Annotated in this window: 20 protein-coding genes and 1 other annotated feature; of the genes, 15 read left to right on the top strand and 5 right to left on the bottom strand. The window is 37.6% G+C overall.

Translation table 11 applies throughout. The features are described 5' to 3' along the window. Positions 1-10: 10 nt before the first annotated feature. The 13 genes from FQ087_RS05615 to FQ087_RS05555 all read left to right on the top strand — a co-directional run bounded on the left by FQ087_RS05615 (position 11) and on the right by FQ087_RS05555 (position 14,465). Entirely contained in the window at positions 11-1,141 is a 1,131-nt protein-coding gene (locus FQ087_RS05615; protein ID WP_149579528.1) for a hypothetical protein, read from the top strand. Positions 1,142-1,334: 193 nt separating this feature from the next. Continuing rightward, the gene (locus FQ087_RS05610; protein ID WP_149579527.1) at positions 1,335-1,865 is read left to right on the top strand and encodes an RNA polymerase sigma factor; all 531 of its coding nucleotides are present in this window, start codon (positions 1,335-1,337) and stop codon (positions 1,863-1,865) included. Further along, positions 1,855-2,901: a DUF4179 domain-containing protein gene (locus FQ087_RS05605; RefSeq protein ID WP_149579526.1), complete on the top strand. Its 1,047-nt coding sequence runs from the start codon at positions 1,855-1,857 to the stop codon at positions 2,899-2,901. Before FQ087_RS05610 ends, FQ087_RS05605 begins: the two co-directional genes overlap by 11 nt. A gap of 362 nt (positions 2,902-3,263) precedes the next feature. Then, positions 3,264-4,160 carry an aminoglycoside phosphotransferase family protein gene (locus FQ087_RS05600; RefSeq protein WP_149579525.1) on the top strand — a complete coding sequence of 299 codons (897 nt, stop codon included), beginning with the start codon at positions 3,264-3,266 and terminating at the stop codon, positions 4,158-4,160. A gap of 102 nt (positions 4,161-4,262) precedes the next feature. Then, positions 4,263-5,303: a type 2 isopentenyl-diphosphate Delta-isomerase gene (fni, locus tag FQ087_RS05595; protein WP_149579524.1), complete on the top strand. Its 1,041-nt coding sequence runs from the start codon at positions 4,263-4,265 to the stop codon at positions 5,301-5,303. Between the two features lie 129 nt (positions 5,304-5,432). Beyond that, positions 5,433-5,978 (top strand): hypothetical protein, encoded by a 546-nt coding sequence (locus FQ087_RS05590; RefSeq protein ID WP_149579523.1) that lies wholly within the window; start codon positions 5,433-5,435, stop codon positions 5,976-5,978. A 201-nt stretch (positions 5,979-6,179) separates the two neighbouring features. Beyond that, complete coding sequence (locus FQ087_RS05585) at positions 6,180-6,746, top strand: GNAT family N-acetyltransferase (RefSeq protein ID WP_149579522.1); 567 nt, start codon at positions 6,180-6,182, stop codon at positions 6,744-6,746. A gap of 411 nt (positions 6,747-7,157) precedes the next feature. Continuing rightward, positions 7,158-7,670 carry a sigma-70 family RNA polymerase sigma factor gene (locus tag FQ087_RS05580; protein ID WP_149579521.1) on the top strand — a complete coding sequence of 171 codons (513 nt, stop codon included), beginning with the start codon at positions 7,158-7,160 and terminating at the stop codon, positions 7,668-7,670. Then, a complete protein-coding gene (locus tag FQ087_RS05575; RefSeq protein ID WP_149579520.1) occupies positions 7,648-8,667 on the top strand; it encodes an anti-sigma factor in 1,020 nt (339 codons plus the stop codon). The genes FQ087_RS05580 and FQ087_RS05575 overlap by 23 nt, the downstream gene beginning before the upstream one ends. Beyond that, positions 8,658-8,960 carry a hypothetical protein gene (locus FQ087_RS05570; RefSeq protein WP_149579519.1) on the top strand — a complete coding sequence of 101 codons (303 nt, stop codon included), beginning with the start codon at positions 8,658-8,660 and terminating at the stop codon, positions 8,958-8,960. The genes FQ087_RS05575 and FQ087_RS05570 overlap by 10 nt, the downstream gene beginning before the upstream one ends. Before the next feature lie 62 nt (positions 8,961-9,022). Beyond that, positions 9,023-9,265 (top strand) — a binding site (T-box leader). Positions 9,266-9,319: 54 nt separating this feature from the next. Next, complete coding sequence (gene ileS / locus FQ087_RS05565) at positions 9,320-12,406, top strand: isoleucine--tRNA ligase (protein ID WP_370456034.1); 3,087 nt, start codon at positions 9,320-9,322, stop codon at positions 12,404-12,406. Positions 12,407-13,274: 868 nt separating this feature from the next. Beyond that, entirely contained in the window at positions 13,275-14,060 is a 786-nt protein-coding gene (locus FQ087_RS05560; RefSeq protein WP_149579518.1) for an LAGLIDADG family homing endonuclease, read from the top strand. Positions 14,061-14,093: 33 nt separating this feature from the next. Next, complete coding sequence (locus FQ087_RS05555) at positions 14,094-14,465, top strand: rRNA methyltransferase (RefSeq protein WP_149579517.1); 372 nt, start codon at positions 14,094-14,096, stop codon at positions 14,463-14,465. Between the two features lie 399 nt (positions 14,466-14,864). Here FQ087_RS05555 and FQ087_RS05550 read toward each other — a convergent pair whose 3' ends face one another. From FQ087_RS05550 to FQ087_RS05535, 4 genes are all read right to left on the bottom strand, one after another. Further along, positions 14,865-15,074 (bottom strand): hypothetical protein, encoded by a 210-nt coding sequence (locus tag FQ087_RS05550; RefSeq protein WP_149579516.1) that lies wholly within the window; start codon positions 15,072-15,074, stop codon positions 14,865-14,867. Positions 15,075-15,588: 514 nt separating this feature from the next. Then, positions 15,589-17,001 (bottom strand): MDR family MFS transporter, encoded by a 1,413-nt coding sequence (locus FQ087_RS05545; protein WP_149579515.1) that lies wholly within the window; start codon positions 16,999-17,001, stop codon positions 15,589-15,591. A gap of 131 nt (positions 17,002-17,132) precedes the next feature. Continuing rightward, a complete protein-coding gene (locus tag FQ087_RS05540) occupies positions 17,133-17,567 on the bottom strand; it encodes a GNAT family N-acetyltransferase (RefSeq protein WP_255452154.1) in 435 nt (144 codons plus the stop codon). Between the two features lie 37 nt (positions 17,568-17,604). Next, positions 17,605-18,816 carry an MFS transporter gene (locus tag FQ087_RS05535; RefSeq protein WP_149579514.1) on the bottom strand — a complete coding sequence of 404 codons (1,212 nt, stop codon included), beginning with the start codon at positions 18,814-18,816 and terminating at the stop codon, positions 17,605-17,607. 189 nt (positions 18,817-19,005) lie between these two features. Here FQ087_RS05535 and FQ087_RS05530 point away from each other — a divergent pair, with 189 nt between their 5' ends. Together FQ087_RS05530 and FQ087_RS05525 are read left to right on the top strand one after the other, a co-directional pair. Beyond that, entirely contained in the window at positions 19,006-19,182 is a 177-nt protein-coding gene (locus tag FQ087_RS05530) for a Zn-dependent hydrolase (protein WP_149579513.1), read from the top strand. Further along, the gene (locus tag FQ087_RS05525; RefSeq protein WP_149579512.1) at positions 19,166-19,744 is read left to right on the top strand and encodes a Fic/DOC family protein; all 579 of its coding nucleotides are present in this window, start codon (positions 19,166-19,168) and stop codon (positions 19,742-19,744) included. The genes FQ087_RS05530 and FQ087_RS05525 overlap by 17 nt, the downstream gene beginning before the upstream one ends. Positions 19,745-19,811: 67 nt before the next feature. On the opposite strand, the gene FQ087_RS05520 is transcribed toward FQ087_RS05525, so the two are convergent. Next, positions 19,812-21,032: an MFS transporter gene (locus FQ087_RS05520; protein ID WP_149579511.1), complete on the bottom strand. Its 1,221-nt coding sequence runs from the start codon at positions 21,030-21,032 to the stop codon at positions 19,812-19,814. Between the last annotated feature and the right edge of the window lie 83 nt (positions 21,033-21,115).

Below are 21,115 nucleotides of genomic sequence, written 5' to 3'. Positions count from 1 at the left end.
GGAGAAGGTAATGCGGATTTTGTGGAATGAATTAAAGAAAATCTTGACATGGAAAATGATGTTTTTACTTGTTCTCGTCAATAGCGTAGTCTTTTTTTTGCGGATCGAATTTTATATTGAGTATTTCCCGAATGGAAGTGGGATATATTCGTACGATATTGGGGTCGAAATGATCGATAAATATGGAACACAGATGGATGATGAGGAATTTCTTGATTTTAAGGAAGTATACGATTTACAGGTGAAGGAAGCTGACCAATACCTACAGCCCTTGAAAGGATTTGTGGATGCAGGCATTGATTCATATGAAAAATTTAATACGTATGACTGGGGGAGTTCGTCAGAAGAAGTGTACCAACTTCGCAATAATGTGTATCACGAGGACAAGGTCGATACATTCTGGGAACTTCAAGAAAGAGAGAGATTAATCGAGTTTTATGAAATGAAGGAAGTACTTCCAGGCTTTGATAATGCCAAACAAGAAAAGCGTTATAAGGAATTGATTGCTGCCGAAAAATATGGAGTGTATCCATCAGTAGCGATTGAAAACTTTAGAGAATTCATTACGAATGTGGCAATCGCTATCCTGTTCAGTGTCGTATTGGTAATATCACCGATGATTTTGAGGGACCGTTCGAGACAGCTGCTTGCCTTGCAATACACGTCTAAAAAAGGACGGAATCTCTATAAGACGAAAATTCTTGCTGGATTAGTGGCTACTTTTATTGTCATTACCTCTTTGCTTACTGTCTATTTCAGTATCTATTCATTGAATAAAACATCTATGTATTTTGACATAGGGATGAATACATTTATCGGAAACGAATCCTGGTACGACCCGACATTTTACCAGTATATATGGCTTACTGTGGCTGCAATTTATGTAGTAGGTTTTGTATTTGGATTATTGGCCATGTCTTTCTCAAGTATTGTTCCGAATACGATGGCCTTGATTGGCATTCAAATCCCATTCATTATTGGGATGCTCATTTTTGGAATGAGACCATTGATCAAGTATTTCATTTTGATTTGGAATCCACAATGGCTGGCTCCGACAGCGTATAATACGATGGTTGTCGTAAGTGTACTCTTTATCAATTACCTTTGGAAGCGCGAGAAAAAGAGAGATATCGTATCGTAAGAAATGCTAGGCATGATAAAATAAGGAAGAAACTAAAGCACTTCACCAGTTGGGTGAGGTGCTTTTATTGATTGACCAATATGTTTGTAGACAAACAATTTAAGAGAAAATAATTTCCCAATGCAACTAATCGGATGCATTCCTTATCTAATCTATTGAATAGCAAATAAGGAATAAGAAAGGAGGTGCCTACATGGAATCAGTAAAAGTCTTGCTCAAGAAGGCTAAAAAGGGAGATGGAGAGGCATTTGTTGCGCTCGTACAGCAATACGAGGATGTCTTGTACAGAATGGCTAGCAGGATGTTAACTAATGATGAGGATGTTGCTGATGCGATGCAGGAAGAGATTCTATCAGCTTATGAAAGATTACATACGCTGAAAAATGATGCGTACTTCAATACGTGGATTTGTAAAATACTCATCAATCAATGCAATAGCGTATTAAATAAACACAATCATTTTTCAACGATTGATGTCGATGTGCTGCCAGAACAGCTTCACGATGATTTTCAAAAATTGGAACTTGAGGATGCACTAAATAGTTTAAACAAAGATTATAAAATAGCATTTATCTTATATTATATTGTCGGTTTGAACTCAAAAGAAATCGGTGCATTTTTAAAAGAGCCGGAAGGGAATATTAAATCAAGACTGTCCAGAGGAAAGACGCTATTGAGAAATAATTACTATAAAAGCGAGGGAGTGTTTATCAATGAAAACTGACTTCAAAAAGGAATTTAAACAGGCGATGACTGAAGAGAAGGAAATACCGTCGGCCGTACGGAAATCATTAGATAGCACCTATGCTAGTATTAGAACACAATCCAAAATGAAAAAAAACCGTTTCATTTGGAAAAGGGTCACTGCGGCTGCTTGTGCGTTGTTATTTACTGGTATTTTGCTGACCAACGAGCGTGTCATCGCCAACATCAATGAATTCTTTAAGTTTGGAGATAAAGGAATCGAACGAGCTCTGGACGAAGGCTTTGCACAAGACAGCAATAGCTCTGCCTCAGATCAAGATGTCACCATAACACTACAGCAAAACTTTTCTGATGCTAATAAAATTGGGATGAGTTTTCAACTAGAATTTGAAGACCCGAGAATTCTTGATGCTGATGTGACAGATGTTACAATGGATTTCCGTTTAAAAAATGGAGATGGCGAGTACGTTGATGAATTTATTCCAGATACAAAGCCTTTAAAAGGTACCAATAAATATGATGCCTCAGGTATTGCTATGCATAATCCAATACTAAATGCGAAAACTGGGAAAGTTCAATTTGATGTCATCATTGATTCCAACAAGGGGATGCTCCCTTGTCTTCAGGATGCTGTTGTCGAAATAGAAAGCATAAATGTTTTCCGTGTTTTTGCGTTTGAGACCCTCAAGAAAATTGATGGCAAATGGGATTTAGCTATTATGAATCAGGATATGGGTAAGCCGATGACGATTATTGAATATACGATGGATGATCCATCGTCAATCATTCAAGTTTCTTCCGCCAAGGCAAGTCCAACATCTTTAAATCTCATCTTTTCGGTGGACGAAATATTTGACAATGAAAGTCCATTTTCACACTCGATGAAGTTTATCGATAAGGATGGTAATGAGTATTTAACAGACGGGTTTAATATGGATGAACAAAATAATCAAACTATTATTGCAGCAAATTTCCCGATAACAGCCTATCACAATGCAGCAAAAATAACTTTTGTTTTAGAGGGGATCGGAGAAGTGAAATTACTAACAAAATAGGTGAGAAAACCGGAAGCCTTAGATACTTATGGGCATCTGGTTTTTCTTGTTTAGCCCGAATAGTATAATAATTTTGTAGAAATATAATAAACTAATGGTAAAATGAGGTGATTGAACATTAAAAGTTGGAGCCCTACAATTGTCTCATCATTAGGGATCTAACGGTAGAAACGACTATTTAAAGAAAGCAATAGATTATAATAGATACCTGGTAACAAAACTACTTCTTTAAAATCGGCTCCCCCTGAAAGTCGCATTCTCTCAATTTCCACACGTATTCATATGATCAAAATATGTGGTAGCTTACAAGTGTGTGTTCCTGAACGTATCTTTTTTCATATACGGCTAAAGGAGTGAAGAAGATGGGTTTTACTGATATACCTTTTTTAAAAAATAGTTCGTCTTATAAGTTAATCAACAAAGGATTTTCAACTGATGTGAAGTGGTGTGTTGATGAGAAGTATTTATTACGCATTTCACCAACTATCGATGTTAAGCAGTTAGAAGAGCAGGCATTTTTAACAAATGCGGTTCATGCAATTGACCCTCGCATTCCGTATGTGTACGAAGTAGCATTACACAAGGGACATGCATACATGATTTTAGATTACATTGCTGGAGAAAATGGGGAGATAGTACTTTCAACAAGAAGTGATGCGTTACAGTATAAAATTGGACAACAAGTCGGACAAACACTTCGGAATATGCATAGTATTCCAGCTCCCATTGATTCTCCAACCTGGGAAGAACGTTGGACGAGGCGTGTAGAACTACTCTCTCCGCGATATGAAAAAATCGCTGGTCAAAATGGGAGATATCTTCGAGTTTTAAGCTTTGTGCAGGGACATTTGCATTTGTTAAAGGGACGTCCTAGTCACATCCAACATTACGATTTTCATCCAGGGAACATCTTAATTCAAGATGATCAGTTCACAGGTTTGATTGATATGCAAAAGATTACTTATGGAGATGCTGTGAATGAGTTTTACAAAATGGAATATTTTAATGTCCCAGTGAGTATTACTTATTCGCGTGGTGTATTAGATGGTTATCATAATAACAATCCCATTCCAAAGAATTTCTGGGAATTACATAGGCTGTATGCTGCTATCCATATCCTCTCGGCTGAAGTATGGTCTAATGAAATTGCACTAAATCAACAAGAAAAGTTTAAAAAATACACGGTGTTCACAATGGATCAATTTGATGATTTTAAGTTACTTATTCCGAAATGGTACGCGAGAGGTACGGATGACTAATATGGACATTACACGAGGCTCCAGAGCAATACGGTGACTTCTATTAAATAAAGTGATTAATGAGTACTCATTAACGCCAAGGGGAAAGGCGAGTGTTTTCAAATGACGGGACCAATTAACCAAAGAAAATCAGAGCATATTCAAATTACATTGAATGAGCATGTAACGGGTGACACTATTACAACCGGCTTCGAAAAGGTTAGATTTATCCATAATGCGTTGCCTGAAATCAATTTTAGTGATATATCAATTGACACGACATTTTTAGGTCATGATTGCAAAACACCCTTTCTTATTAGTTCGATGACCGGCGGGGCGGCTTTTGCAGAAACAATCAACCGAAACCTTGCTGAAGCTGCGCAAGAAAGAGGTTGGGGATTGGCTTTGGGTTCGACGCGCGCACTGATTGAAAGTGCGGAACATCGATCCTCTTTTCAAGTAAGAAAATATGCACCGAGCATTCCTATAATCGCTAATTTAGGTGCGGTTCAGCTTAACTATGGCTTCGGGATAGATGAATGTCTCCAAATCATTGACATAACAGAGGCAAATGCACTCGTCCTTCATTTGAACAGTATTCAGGAAGTGATTCAACCGGAAGGAAATACGGATTTCAAAGATTTATTGAAGAAAATAGAACGACTTTGTAGTGAGTTGGAAGTGCCAGTTGGTGTAAAGGAAGTCGGTTGGGGAATCGACGGGGCAACTGCTAAGCGATTATGCGATGCGGGGATTTCCTTTATCGATGTAGCGGGGGCAGGCGGCACATCATGGAGTCAGGTCGAAAAGTTCCGTTCAACATCTGCTGTGAAGAGAAAAGCAGCGGAAGCGTTCAGTGATTGGGGAATCCCGACAGTCGAATGTATTACTTCAGTGAGAGATACAATTGGCAATCAACCAATAATTGCAAGCGGAGGAATGCATACCGGCCTAGATGGAGCCAAAGCCATTGCACTAGGTGCAGATATAGTCGGATTCGGCAGATCGATTCTGAAGGAAGCTACGCAATCTACCAAGGATGTCCTGGAAGTGATGGAAACAAGGGAATTGGAACTTCGGATGGCAATGTTCGGCATTGGTGCGGGTTCAATGCGAGAATTGAAAGAGACAAATAGGGTTAGTTACCAGACTCATGTACGTTAAAGCATTTTAATGCTCTTAACACAATCTAAATAATAAACTGGAGTCGTCCTTACATGATGTAAAGGCGACTTTTTATAATTTTAGTTAGCGAACTATTTAATCAATATGACAAAGGAGAGGAGCTATTTATTGAAGACTAAATTTTTTGTGATTCCATTGCTAATTGCCATTACGTTCGGTGTAATCCTTAGTTTGAAAACTTTTCCAAAACAATTTACGGTTAATTTAGAAGGGATCAAGTATCAGTTGGGAGCCGGAAATATTTACTTCACAAAGCCTATAACTATTCATATTGATGGGAAGCTACAGCAGAGTCTCACGGGTTCCAAAACCTTCAAAGGATCCATTGATATAGATCACGAGAAGATACCAGTACCAGAAGATCAAAGAGGGTTAGAAATTAAGTTTCTAGATAACGGTGGAGGACACATCGTATATGGTTATATCGAAGATGGACGTCCAGGTACATATGGTTATGGGGTACTTTATACGAATAGTAATTTTAGTGAAGTTACCATTACCATACTCCAAAAGGATGAGACGGACCAAACTAATCGTGGTTGGACATCTGAAAATGGTCAAATGATAACCGCGCCTGCTGCTAATAGGGCCGAAGCTTTGAAGATTTCGAACGAGTTGATGCAAGATTATTTAAAAGGCAATTCGTTAAAATGATACTACTCTATTCAAATAGTAAACCTTTTAAGGTTTTTGATGCTTAATTCATCCTCAATTGTATCCATAACGTTAATGGCACCGTACTCGTCAAATTGGGTTTATTTAAATTATTGCAACCGGACTATACTGAGTAGATTCTCTAATTAATGGGGTGAATCTACAATAAAATGTGATGAAACTTGAATGGAGGTAAATTTAATGGGAAAAGAATTCCCTATAATTGAAACAAGAAGATTAATCTTAAGAGAAGTATCAATAAAGGATGCTACTGATATGTTTAAATATCTTTCTGATAAAGATGTTGTGGAACCTATGGGGTTAGCACCTTGCCAAATTGTAGAAGATGTTTGGGATGAAATAAGATGGTATAAATCGATATTCGAAGAAGGAACAGGAATTAGATGGGGAATTACGCTAAAAGATTCTGGTGAGATTATAGGAAGTTGTGGCTTTCTTAATATGCTTACCAAACATCATCGAGCTGAAGTCGGATATGAATTAAGCAAAGATTACTGGGGTAAAGGGATTGCTAGTGAAGCATTGGAAGCCGTTGTTAAGTATGGCTATCAACACTTTCAGTTAGAAAGAATTGAAGCTTTAATTGAACCTGCAAATTTCCCTTCACAAAAATTAGTAGAAAAGCAAGGCTTTAGAAGAGAGGGATTACTAAGACACTATGAATATACTTGTGGTAAATTCGATGATTTATATATGTACTCAATCATAAAATCAGATTTCAATATTGACTTCAATGATACTAAGTAATAGTGGGAAATATAAATGGCGGCGGAAGAAAATATGCTGATTAAGGAATGCCGTTTGATTGTCTATTACTTAGGTTAAATTAGCAACAGCTAAAAAAGAAATAAGGTCCATTGCCTATCAAATAGCAATGGACCTTATTTTTATAAAAAACGTTCCCAATCACTCGGAAAACCCCATATATGAAATATTGATAAACTCTTCGTATTGATCAATGAGTTAATTAAAGGTTAAGCCGTTTTCAGCTATTTGATCGCTTGCTGATAATGATCATAGCAGTCAAATCCATATGTAGTAAATCGATAATAGTTCATGCCTCAGTAGTACAGCTTTAACCTTAATAAAGAGGAAGATTTAAAAACGTGCAACTTTTGAGTACCATTAGCCGTGGTTCTGTTGAAAGGGGGAACAAATGTGAATCTTGATGAAGCTTTTAGGCAATACACAAATGAACTATACCGATATTTGTTTTCTCTTTCAAAAGATCATCACACAGCAGAGGATTTAGTACAAGAAGCTTTCTATCGTGCCTATTTGCAATTAGAGGACTATGAAATTACAAATATCAAAGCGTGGCTTTTTAAAGTAGCTCACAATGCATTTATTGACCATTATCGCAAGAATAAGAGGGTTGTTATTCGCGAACATGTTCAGGAAAGTCTGTCGTTTACTATGAAGACTCCAGAGGATGAGTTTGTAGAAAAAGAAGGGTTCATACTGTTACTAAAAGACATACATTCCTTAAAGGATCAAGAAAGGCATGCATTGATATTGTGTGATTTACATCATTTTAAGTACCAGGAAGCAGCAGCCATTCTTGAGATGAAACTAAACACCTTCAAAAGCAACTTAATGAGAGGAAGAAGAAAGGTAATGGAAAAAATAATAGTTAGGAGGAATGAGGATGAAAGACGACAACAGGAATGATCATGAAGAAAGGTATAACGATTTTTTAAATCGAGCCATTCAAGATTTTAATGCTTCACATACAATTTCTTATAACGACCAACAACAAATTATCAAAAAAGGTAGAAACACCGCAACTAAAAAGAATATTATGGTCAGTCTCGCAATTCTTCTCTTAATCGTCCCCGTTATGACGCTTGGAACCTATTTGTATTATGCGACAGGCGGCAAGGCTAATAATTTGATTGAGGTCGGTACCAGTACAATCTATGTAACTGAACCGAATATGAGCCTAGAACCAATGAGAATAAATACGGATATCGGTTTCTTTTCAATGAATATGATGTTTGATATCTATAAAAAAATCGGCAGAGAAAATTACAAAGTAGGCGATTACGATGTATACTTTGCTTTCGATAAACCAGCTTTTTCGGAGAAAAATTTAGTATTGGAGCGGCCTTTACCTGAAATACCTTCAAAAGAGACGGAGTCACTAATTCACCCAAAAGTTCCTATTCCAGCAGCACTTTATTCACAATGGGCAATTTTAAATGGACTTCCGGAAGGTACGGTAGCCGAGGTACATGTATCCATGTCGGAAATAATGACACCAAAAGAGTTGGAAGAGCTACTAGGACAGGATATCGAAATTCGATGGTTAGCTGTCGATACTGGATTGGAGCAAAGGCAAGTCGATCAAGAGGGAGTCCCCATTACACCACTCGGCTATCCAGCTCAAGTTGATCATACAACGTGGTCCCCGTTTAACGGAGAAGACAAAACAAATGCACAAGTGTTTATGGAAATGTTAACGTTTCTCGAAAAAAATGAAGCTGTAGCAGAGAAAATAGCGAGGGCTAAGTCCCTGGCTCTTAAAGAAAGGATTTCGTACATTAACGATAATGGAATCCGTATATATGCTGCTACTGTTACAGGATCTACTTCAGAATTAAGGGATATGGAAGGGAATAATAAAGTACGTGCGATTAAAGTGGGGGAGGTTAAACTATGGAACTAAATAGAAGAAAGGTTACTATAAATTGGTCAGCAATAGCGGGCTTACTCTCTTTCGTTATCTCTTTAGTCGCTCTAGCAGGTTTAAATGCATCTCTGTTATTAAACTCCGACGAATTTCCCTCCTTTTTTATAGTGACGCTTCCTTCCATTGGATTTGTACTCGGTGTTTTCGGGTTGTTTAACAGGAAAAGCTCCAGTTCTTCGGCTATTTGGGGAATTGCCTTATGTGTTTTCATTTTTCTATTCACATTTCTGATGTTTGGGTTAGCATGGACAATTAATCCGAAGCCATAAACGGTAATAATAGTTTGACAATTCAACGCAACTCATGCTATTATCATCCGTAATAAAAGCATACATTTTCGTTGACGAGAAAAAGTAGCGATTGAAACTGTTCTCCAGAGAGCCGGTAGATGCTGAAAGCCGGTGTTCAGTTCATTCATGAAAATCCTCTCTGAGAAATCAAGCTGAAATCAAGTAAGCTTGAACGGGTGTCTACCGTTAAAAGGAACGCGTATGATTGTACGTGGCTAGTGCTATTGGTAAACGAGAGTTTTCAATAGAATTAGGGTGGTATCGCGGTTAAACCCGTCCCTTTCTATAGGGACGGGTTTTTGTATGTTTTTAAAAACCATAGAATGGAGCGATATCAGATGGAAAAAGAAACGGTGCGTCAACGTGAGGAGCGCATTCAACAACAATGGGTACAGCATTGTACTTTTGAGCAATCAATTGAAACGAGAGAAGGAAATCCATCATTTGTGTTTTATGAAGGGCCACCTACAGCAAATGGCTTGCCGCATGTCGGGCATGCATTAGGACGGACCATAAAAGACATTGTTGCCAGATACAAAACCATGACGGGCCATCAAGTCCTTCGTAAAGCTGGATGGGATACGCATGGATTGCCTGTTGAATTAGGCGTCGAAAAACAATTAGGGATCTCCGGAAAGAGTGACATTGAAAATTATGGCGTTGAAGCTTTTATTGAAAAATGTAGAGAAAGTGTTTTTATCTACGAAAAACAATGGCGTGCGTTTACTGAACAACTCGGCTATTGGGTAGACATGGAGAATCCTTATGTCACGTTAAGCAATTCTTATATTGAAAGTGTATGGAATATCCTTGGTACAATTCATGGTAAAGGGTTATTGCATAAAGGCCATAGAGTGTCGCCATACTGCCCGAGCTGTCAAACTTCGCTTAGCTCACATGAAGTCGCGCAAGAATACAAAATGGTGAAGGATTTAACAGCAACTGCTAAGTTCAAGATTCGTAATCGCGACAACGAGTATTTTCTTAGTTGGACGACAACGCCATGGACATTACCTGCGAATGTGGCGTTAGCTGTGCACCCGTCGATGAAGTACGTTCGTGCACAACAGGGGAATGAAGTCTATATCGTAGCAGAATCATTAGCTGCAACAGTGTTAAAGAACGATTATGAAGTTCTATCTGTTCACCTGGGGGCGGAACTAAAAGGCATGGCGTATATTGCTCCGTTTGATTTCGTACATGTAGCCATCGGGCATAAAGTAGTGGAAGCTGACTATGTAACGGAGGACAGCGGTACAGGAATCGTTCATATTGCACCAGCATATGGGGAAGATGATTATCAAGTAATACAGGAAAATGGTTTCTCTTTTGTGAATGTTGTGGATGAAAAAGGGCAGTACACTGCAGAGGTTCCACCTTTTCAAGGACGTTTTGTCAAAGACTGCGATGTCGATATCATTCGTTACCTTGCTGATAAAGGCTTGTTATACAGTAAAGAAAAATTTGAACATAATTATCCTCACTGTTGGCGCTGTGATTCGCCTCTATTGTATTATGCAAACGACAACTGGTTTATCAAAACAACAGCTTTGCAAGAGCAATTCATCCAAAATAACGATGGAGTGACTTGGCATCCTGATCATATCAAGCAAGGGAGATTTGGAAATTTCTTAGAGCAAATGGTGGATTGGAATATTAGTCGTAAACGCTATTGGGGAACGCCGCTGAATGTGTGGCAATGTGACGATTGTCATCACGAGCACGCACCTAAAAGCATAGAAGAATTACGGAATCTTTCCATTCATCCACTAGTTGCAGAGCTTGATTTGCATAAACCAACTGTCGATCAAATCAAGCTTCGTTGTTCAGTTTGCGAGGGAGAAATGTCAAGAACTCCTGAAGTAATTGATGTCTGGTTCGATAGTGGCTCCATGCCGTTTGCTCAATATCATTATCCGTTTGAAAATCGTGACACTTTCAACAAGCAATTCCCGGCTGACATCGTTATAGAAGGCATTGATCAAACACGTGGCTGGTTTTATAGCTTGCTGGCTGTATCTACGCTATTTACAGGGAAATCCCCGTACAAACGTGTATTATCACTGGGTCATATATTGGATGAAAATGGTCAAAAGATGTCTAAAAGTAAAGGAAATGCTCTTGATCCAGTAGATTTAATTCAAAAGTATGGGGCAGATTCATTAAGATGGGCATTAGTAGTCGATAGCGCACCTTGGAACTCGAAACGTTTTTCAGAACGTATCGTACAAGAAGCAAAATCAAAATTAGTCGATAGGTTAGACAATGTGCATAGTTTTTACGTCCTATATGCAAACTTAGACGGTTATGAGTCCCAAAATGACTATGTGGTTGAAAAAAATACATTAGATGACTGGATCCTATCTCGTTTGCACAGTACCATTAAAGTAGCCAATGTGAACTTGGAAAATTACCATTTTACGAATGCAGCCAGAGAAATCGCGAAATTAGTTGAAGAGCTAAGCAATTGGTACGTAAGACGATCACGAGAACGCTTTTGGGCAACTAAAATGAGTCCTGACAAGGCGGCGGCCTATCAGACACTTTATGAGGTCTTGACAAAAACTAGCCAATTGATCGCACCTTTAACTCCATTCATTGCTGAGGATATCTATTTCAACTTAACGGGTAAAAGTGTACACCTTTCAGACTATCCGACTTATGATGAAAACAGGATAGACGAACAATTAGAAAAAGAAATGGATGCAGTCCTCCAGGTAGTCGAATTAGGGAGAAGCATTCGAAATTCGACTTCATTGAAAGTAAAACAGCCCTTAGCGAGTCTTTCCGTGCTTAGTGCCACGTCAACTATAAACTGGGAGGCCTATCAAGACATCATCATGGAGGAATTGAACGTAAAACAATTCCATGAAGTAAGTGATGAAAGCCAGTTTGCTGCAATAAAACTAAAATTAGATTTTAAAAAATCAGGTGCTAAGTTTGGTAAGCAATCAAATATCGTCAATACATGGCTTCAGCAATTAACTATTGAAGAATCTATTGCGTTCATAAAGGCAGGGTACGGAGAGATAATTACAGCATCAGGTGAGCTAGAACAAGTAACGGTTGAAGATGTACTCATCGAGAAGGTTGCTAAAGAAGGCTACTCTTCAGCAACAAATGGGGAATACACGGTAACGTTAGATACTGCATTAACGAAAGAGCTTATACAAGAAGGTATGGCCCGTGAATTGATCCGTGCGATACAAGAGTACAGAAAGAAATTACAGTTACCAATTAATCTGCGCATTGATATTGTAGTAAGTACAGACGAAGCGCTACAAGTCGTTATTGAAAAATTTGAGTTTTTACTACAAGAACACTTACTAATGCGGAGTTTATTTTTGAAAGACCACGTTATAGATGGAACGGAAATTAAAATAGGGGAGCATACAGCATTAATCCAACTAATGCCAATCACTTAATAGTTACAAGGCGGCAAGCGTTGGTTAAAGTAGCGAATTAAAAGAACGCCAATTAAAAGCACAAAGTTGTCTTATAGCTAAGAAAGTAATATTTGCTCAATGAAATTGAAAGTAAGTACACTAATGAGGAAACGTTAGCATTTAAAGTTTTAACCTACAAGGAGCTTAACGACGTTAAGTCTACCTCTCAGACTGGCGTACGACCGTTCACAAGCGGAAAACATTCAAAAAGGATATACGTGCCTATAAGGAGGAATTCACGGCTCTACAGCTCGTAGCTACACAAATTCATGATAAGGCGGCGAAAGTAAATGCCTGCAATAAAAACGAAGCAGTATTACCTTATTTGGCAATGCTGCTTCGTTTTTATAGATTTATGTCGAAAAGACAGATGAAATTTATCCTTATAGAAATCCTACATTTGTTAGTTGTAGGCCAGAGCTTTGGTTTGCACTACTATTTATTTGTGGAAAACGAGAACATCCGTGATTAAAATGGAAGGATAAATCCGCTTTTAAGAGTATAAATGCCGAAATTACGCCTACTGAACACTTGTTCTCGTTGGGGGATAAAATTGAGAGGTGAGAGACAATGTTCAAAAAAATTTGAAGAACCAAAACGATATTTCAAACAAAATCACCACTACTTTATGCAACTAGAAAAGTTATTCTAGACTTTTTTGTTTATAAACTCTCAATTTGGGTATGGAAAGCTATAATGGAACATTTGTTCTGACCTCTATAAATGAGCATATTTTGTTGAGTGTTTGGAATTAATAACTATCTACAATTGAATTTAATCAACGAAAAATCGTTCGATTATTAAGAAGGGGCTCACCAAAAAAGCCACAAGGAGGGGAGTAAAGGCTATGCCGAGAAATCCAGGTATGACGGACGAAGTCATTATAAAATTATACAAAAGTGGCATGTCATTTAAAGAAATGGGCCCAATTGTTGGGCTATCTGATCGGGCAATTCGGGGTGTGATGTATAAGCATGAGATTTTAATGAATCGAGAACAATACTCTGGCCAACCTCGAAAGCATAAGGTGAACGAAGGCTACTTTAAAGTGTGGACACATGAGATGGCTTGGGTATTAGGCTTGTTCGTGACAGATGGACATGTGAACAAACAATTTCATAGCATCTATTTCTCCCAAAAAGATGAACGAATTCTTAAGTTGATTGCCAAGTATATGGACGCAGATTATGTGCTATCGGCTACAGGACCAACAAAAACCACACCGACTTTAATCATTAATTCTAAGGAGATTAAAAAGGATCTTGAAATGCTGGGGATCATTTCTAATAAATCATTATCTGTTCCATTTCCTAATGTGCCAGAAGAATATTTAGCGTCGTTTGTAAGAGGAGTTATTGACGGAGATGGCTGGGTTCAAAAAACAGGTTACGTTATGAATGTCACATCAGGCAGTCAGGATTTTGCAGCTGGGCTATTGACCGTATTTCAATCATGGCAATTACGGTCAGAACTCACAATAACAGTAAGTCCGGCTGGAAATCCTATTTATCGTATTTGGGTAAAAGGCAAATACGAGCTTCCAAAACTTGCGGAAATTTTATATACTAATGCAACAACTGATAATTTTATTTTTTACAAAAGACAACGAATGTCTCAACGGATAGATTATTAGCAATATGGATAGCCAGATAGGAGTGCTTTTACTTTGTGGAAATTGGCAGATGGAAATTTAATTCATACAACAGATGTTTCAAGAATTAAATTTAGAACTAATATTAGTGAATCAATTCTAGAGTCTTTAAAATTAATGGCTGCAGCAAATAATACACATGTCAATTATTTAATTGAGAGTGGTTTACAAGCAGTTTTGATACAAGACGTGATTTCATTTAATAAAGAGTCCAGACCTAAAGATCGAGTTCAATACAAAACAACCTATGATAAAGAGTTATTAGAAAGTACGAAGGTGTTTGCTAAAAAAAATAACTTATTCATTAATGATGTCATCGAATATAGTGTAGGGAATATCGATATTGAAAATGTAAAGAAAAACAGTTATAGATTTAGGGTTGAGTGATAGGAAGCATCTATTTCTCTAATTCATACAACGCCCCCGTCATAATATATATTATCGGTAGTTGTGTTTCATTGAATAAGTATACTTGAAACAGTGAGATAAAATGGAAATTTACACGTTTATACGGAAATATAAAAACTAATCGAAAATGACAATCAAAATCGATACTTTTATACAGTTTTTTAAACAAGAAATTCAAATAAATTTTGACTTTCTTGGCTCATTTATTTGTACAAAATCTACGGATCCATTTGTTGTATCTTATTTATTCCATTATCTAATAATATTAGCTAAGCCTTATAACTTTCAATCATCTTTCGTCTTATATTCCCACTATAAAGCAAACGAAGTGCCAACTTCTCTATTAAAGAAATCGGCACTTCGTTTATTTGCTATACGTTATCGTGTCGCTTTTGGCGGTTGGCACACGTCACATTTACGTTGGTTATTATTTTTAAATTTCGTAAATGATTTTTCAAAGGTGCTACCACATGCGCATTTAAATAGTAACTTTTGAGAAAAACCGTGATATTCCGTCGTTTGCAAAATACTTTCTGAATTTTTCTCAACAAATTCTTTAATTTTACCAATCGTCCATTGTTTTTTCATTCTCTTATACCTCCAAATTTTATCGCTATGCGGAGGGTTTTCTTCGCATACAATTATCCTAAGTTAATCATTATAACATGAGCTGGCGCTCAATTAAACAGATGGAATATATCTTAATTAATACACATTGGTAAAAATTTGAAGTTATCACCCCCTTTTCCTCCTGTTCACACCGGACGTTCGATTTTCATCGCTAAAGATATATTAACTAATCCATATTCAAAAGCCTTTAGATGGTTACAAACTTGTCTTCAGCAACCAAACGGATACACGATGCGCTCTGTGCCTCTTTAAAGCTCGTTAAGGATGCCTTTATTCCAAATAAGCATATTTACAACAAATTGTGCTGGAACGATAAATAGGGCTATTCTGCCAGCTTTTAAAGTCATATAAAAAAGACAAGCCATATAAAGCCCGCCTTAGATCTTCTGCTGCATTTAATTAATGTAGGGTTTAATTATAAAAAACCGTCTTAAAAGTCATTCACAGCACTTTTAAGACGGTTTTTTCAAGCTCATTTCCCTTGTCTTACATTACGTAATAATAGTGATAACACAAAACCAATGATGGCAATGATTAACCCAAATGTTATCGAATTTTGAACACCTTGAATCGATCCTTCTAGCTGTGCTGCTACTGTATTGCCGTTTTCATTCACATAATTCGCTGTACTAATCGACATAATTGTAATTGCGACTGCTGTACCGATCGCACCGGAAACCTGCTGCAACGTATTCATAATGGCTGTTCCATCAGGATACAACTGCTTAGGAAGCTGATTTAACCCATTTGTTTGTGCAGGCATCATCGTTAATGTGATACCGACAAACATAATAATATGGAATGCAACGACAAAATAGACAGATGTCGTACCGTCAATTGTACGTAGTGCAAACAACGCAATTATGCCCATAAATAGTCCACCAGGTACCATCACACGTGGACCGAAGCGGTCAAACATATTCCCTGCTATAACTGACATAAAGGCATTGATAACTCCGCCCGGTAATAACGCTAAACCTGCAATGACAGGTGTTAACAGTAAAATGTTTTGTAAATAAATAGGTAGTAATACCATCGTCGATAAAATCATCATCATACAAATCATTATGATAGCAAGGCCCATGTTGAACATGCGGAATGTAAATACACTTAAATTCAGCATCGGTTGTTCCATTTTCGTTTGTCGGAATCCAAATAGTACTAAGGAAAGTAAACCGATACCTACTGATACAAGTACTTCTGTTGACATAAATGTGCCAAGTTTACCTGAAATACTAAAGCCGTAGACTATACCGCCAAAACCAATTGTCGAAAGAATAATAGATAAGATATCGAACTTCACTATTTTTACTTCGCTGACATTTTGGATAAACTTTAAACCGAAAAATAGGGAAAACACTAAAAATGGTAGGCTTAACCAGAAAATATAGTGCCATGAAAACTGATCAATGACTAAACCAGCTATCGTTGGCCCAATTGCCGGTGCAAAAATGATAACAAGCCCAATCTTCCCCATAGCCGCTCCACGTTTATTAATTGGATAAACGAGTAAAACGACCTGCATCATCAGCGGTAAGATAATGGCTGTACCAGCTGCTTGAATAATTCTTCCCAACATTAAGATGATAAATGTTGGTGAAATGGCTGCAATAAACGTTCCTACAATCGAGAATACTAGCGATGCTACAAACAACTGTCTAGTTGTAAAGCGTTGCATTAAAATGGCTGATATCGGTACTAACACGCCAAGTGTTAGTAAATAACCCGTTGTTAACCATTGAATGGTTGGTGCATCAGAGTTAAAATCAGCAATCAATTGCACAAAAGCCATATTCAAAGCCGTTTCGTTAAATAGCCCGATAAACGTAGCAATTAAAAAAGCACTGATTATTTTAATACGCTGATCATATAAATTATTATTCATTTTGTTCCTCCCTAAAAAAACTGACTCCTCACCTTACCATAAAATAAGATAGGAAAATAGCTGAAAGCATCATTCGTCAAAGAACGAATTATTAAATTATTCAACTCATTGTTTCATGTACAACTAATTAATCAGCTGAACCTCATTACAAAGCCTGTACTTTTAGCGGTGAAGCCATTGTTTATATAAAATTCGTGTGCATCTTTCCTCTCAGTTCTAGTTCCACTGTTTAAGATGATGGCACTTCCACCTTGCTCAATCACAATTTCTTTTGCTCTTACCATCAATTGTTTACCGATACCGTTTTTTCTATATTGTTGATCCACTACTAAACATATAATTCTTCCATAGCAACCCGAAAATTCGTATGCTAATCCAATATGTAAACCCAGTAGCCCAACAACTTGATTATCAATTTCCGCGACAAGCGTATGATAATCTGGATTGCTATTCAACTTGAATAATCTACTTGTTACTTCATTTTCGGTTGTTTCATATCCTAATTCAGATATAAGAGAAGTTATATCTGCTAAATCCGTTTCATTTGAATATCGTATTAACAGCATGTAACCACCCCTGTCTAAGTATAAATACATGTATTCCCTATCCATCAACATCTTCATAATAATGTTTATGCTGCTTGCTAAATACTTGGATACAAAGTAAAAGTGTTATGAATACTGCAATACTCGCAAATCCAATTGCCGCCATTTGCAGAGAGAACCATTCCCCAATTACGCCTAAAATAAAAGTGAGTACAATCTGCAGTTTGCTTTGAAACATCGACGCTAAACTCCCAAAACGCCCCATGATCGTAGTCGGAACATTTTTTTGATAAAAAGTATCGTAGCCAGCATTACTAAAGGCCATAAAGAAACCTAAAAAGACAAAGGCTGCTGTTGCCGTCAAAAAACTATCTGAACTGTAGAACAATAAATAGCCTACTGCTGTAAAGACCATTCCGATAGCTAGATACATTTGCAATGAGAAGCGTTTTGCAAAGGCAGCAGAAGCTGCTGCACCTATTAATGCACCAATACCCGTAATACTAACAATGAGCCCATACATTTGGTCCGACTGTGCTAAATCCTGTTTAATAAATGTGACCTCTTGGGAATCTAAAGCAAAAGCAACCATAAGTGCAGACTGGAATAGCAAATAGATTTTTATAAAGTAACGATCTTGTTGAACAAACCCTTTTACGACCTGCCAATCTGTAGCAAGTATCTTCACTGTAATCGGTTCTCGTCGATCTACGTTTTCATCTCCTACATCAGGCAACTTTGCGATACAAAATGCACAGAAAAAGAATGTAATTGCGTTTAAAATTATACACCACGTTGTACCAACTAAGGCAATTAGTACGCCGGCAAATGCCGGTCCAATCAAAAATGAACCTGAATTCATCATACTCATGATTGAGTTAAAGCTTCTTCGGTCGGTTTCAGACACAAATTTCGTAATATAAAAGGTTGAACTTGGACCAAAAAATGCGGCTGCTATATTAGCCATGAATAGGATACCGTAGACAATCCATAGCGAATCGAGAAATGGAACAAGTAATATAAGCGAACCTCTTAAGACGTCTGCTAGGACCATTAATTTACGTTTGTTAACACGATCGATGATGGAGCCTGCCCAGAAGTTTGTCAGCAACCGAGCAATTGGTCCGACAATGTAAACCCCTGCAACTGCCGCCGCAGAACCTGTCATATCGAGCACCAATATATTTAACGCAATTAAATAAACCCAGTTTCCAAAAAAGGAAATACCTATACCACTTAATAGAAGTGAATACTTCTTCCAAATCCTCATTAGAATCCCCCACATTTCTTGCCTTCTGAAATTTCTAATTTAAGCTTATCAAATTTAGAGGTTAGAAATAGTTATTTTTGGGGCTATAATGTGAATATTCTGGACTGGTAAGTAGAAATCTACTTGATTTAGTGGATAAATCCTGCTATACAGCTTATAATTAAAGAGTATAGAGAGGAGCCGTTTAGTGTGAAGGAAATTCAATTAAATTCTCCTGAGTTTAACCGCGTATTGAAAAATATGCAGCTCGAAAACTTACATCTTAGTCATTCGTTACAACAAAAAGCTCTTGAAATTGTCAATTCCGGTATACCAGTAACTCCGGCTTTGATTAAGGAAGCTTTGGCAAATGGCGAAATACAATGAATTTGAAAATGACGATTATCTCTTAAAGTCAAATCTGTTAGGTATTACAGATTTTGCTGAGCTTGAGCAGGCTGAAGCGTTTACTTTTTCGATTCGTGCAGCTCAAATTGAGCAAGGTGCATACAACATCACTGCTTTTTCGCGCACTAATTTTGTTGGACTTCACCGTCACCTTTTCCAAGACATCTACTCATTCGCAGGACAATTCAGAGATGTGCAGTTGATGAAAGGCCGTACGCTTTTTTGCCAATTACAACACATGAATGCATACGCTTCAAATTTATTCGCGCAATTTGACAATGAACCCTCCTGGGACAATCTTGAATATGCCGCCAAAAGATTAGCTTTTTTCAAATCAGAGCTGAACATGTTACATCCATTTCGTGAAGGCAACGGTCGTACAATTCGTATCTTCTTACAATCTTTCGCAAAGTCGAAAGGATTCCTATGGACATACGACAAAATCAATCGCGAAGAATACATGCAAGCTATGATTCGTTCTGTAACGAGTGAAGATTTACTTGAAAAGCTATTGCTAGACACATTGAAATCCATAGATTAAATGCCGACGAACTTCCATAATGGAAAGTTCGTTTTTTCATGTTATGTATAGAAAAAACCGCAAAAAGTTAAATACTTTTTGCGGATACTTGTTTGGGTTGTTCTAATATGATATTTCTTTTTTTCATTTGAACAAAGAAAATTGCTGTCATGCTTAAACTGATCAATCCGAAAATGATAACCATCGATTGCAAACCGATAATATCGAGAAATGCACCCGCTGTCAGTAAAACGACCTGGAACATGACGCGTTCCAACATATTGCGGAACGAGAAAAAACGGCCATGGTACTCTTTCGGCATCTGTTTCTGAAAAATAACCATTGCTGTTGGGAAAAAACAGCCTAACGCGAATCCAAGTACAGCAAAAGCACTTAACGTAATAACTGTACTTTCTGCAAAGAAGAGCATGAATTCTGCCACTGCTACCATCGTTGCAAAGGAAAATAAGATCGTCGTCGTGCGCCATTTCTTAGATATATACTTCACGGCGAATGTTCCGACCATGAATGCTACTCCTTCAAATGTATAAATAAGTCCTTTAATTGATGCGGAATCCTGGATTTCACTAATATTAATAACAAGTAGGTTGAATGATCCGAGGAAAAGCAATGGAATAAGTGTCATAATGAGTGTCATGCCGACAGCAGGATATGCTTTCAACACAGGAAAAACTTCCATGAATCCACCATTGTTACCCACAGATTTCACTTTTGCCTCTCTTCCCTCTCCCTCATCGATACGCAACATCATCGTAAATAGTAATAGTGCACCGTAAGCTACCATTGATAGCAAGTAGAGCGACATAAGCGACCAATAGACGAGCATAATGCCCGCTAAAGCCGTACCAAGCACACGTGATATCGTTGCAACGTTCATATGCCAACCATTTAGGGACAATAAATCATCGTCTTTAACGACGAGTGGAATCGTTGCCTGTAGTGCAGGAAAGTAAAAGGTAGCAGATAGTTGAATGCTAACCATGAATGCTACCATCCACCAAACAGAATCGGTTGATATTGCAATTAGCATAAAGACAACACTGAGCATGCGCCCTGCTCCCGATATAAGTAGTACTGTTTTTTTCTTTGACTGGTCAATTATCTTCCCAGCTAGTGGTCCTGCAATAATTCCCGCCAAAAGTCCTGCTGACATTATTAACGCTTTAACGAAATCGGAAGGGATTTTTTCTTGCATAAACTCTAGATTCCCGATTATTCCTGTCCATAATCCTAACCCAGCAATCATTTCCCCTGTTAAGATGATCCAAATATTTCTATTTTTCCACATAGCTTATCTCCGTTCTTTTAATAGTTACTCAATAGTCCACACTTGTATAGAGTGTGCCTATTCTATATAGGGTGAAATAGTTG

It is taken from the genome of Sporosarcina sp. ANT_H38 (assembly GCF_008369195.1).
In the GTDB taxonomy this organism is placed as follows: domain Bacteria; phylum Bacillota; class Bacilli; order Bacillales_A; family Planococcaceae; genus Sporosarcina.
Note: the sequence above shows the minus strand (reverse complement) of the source record. Positions and strands in the feature narration are given on the sequence as shown.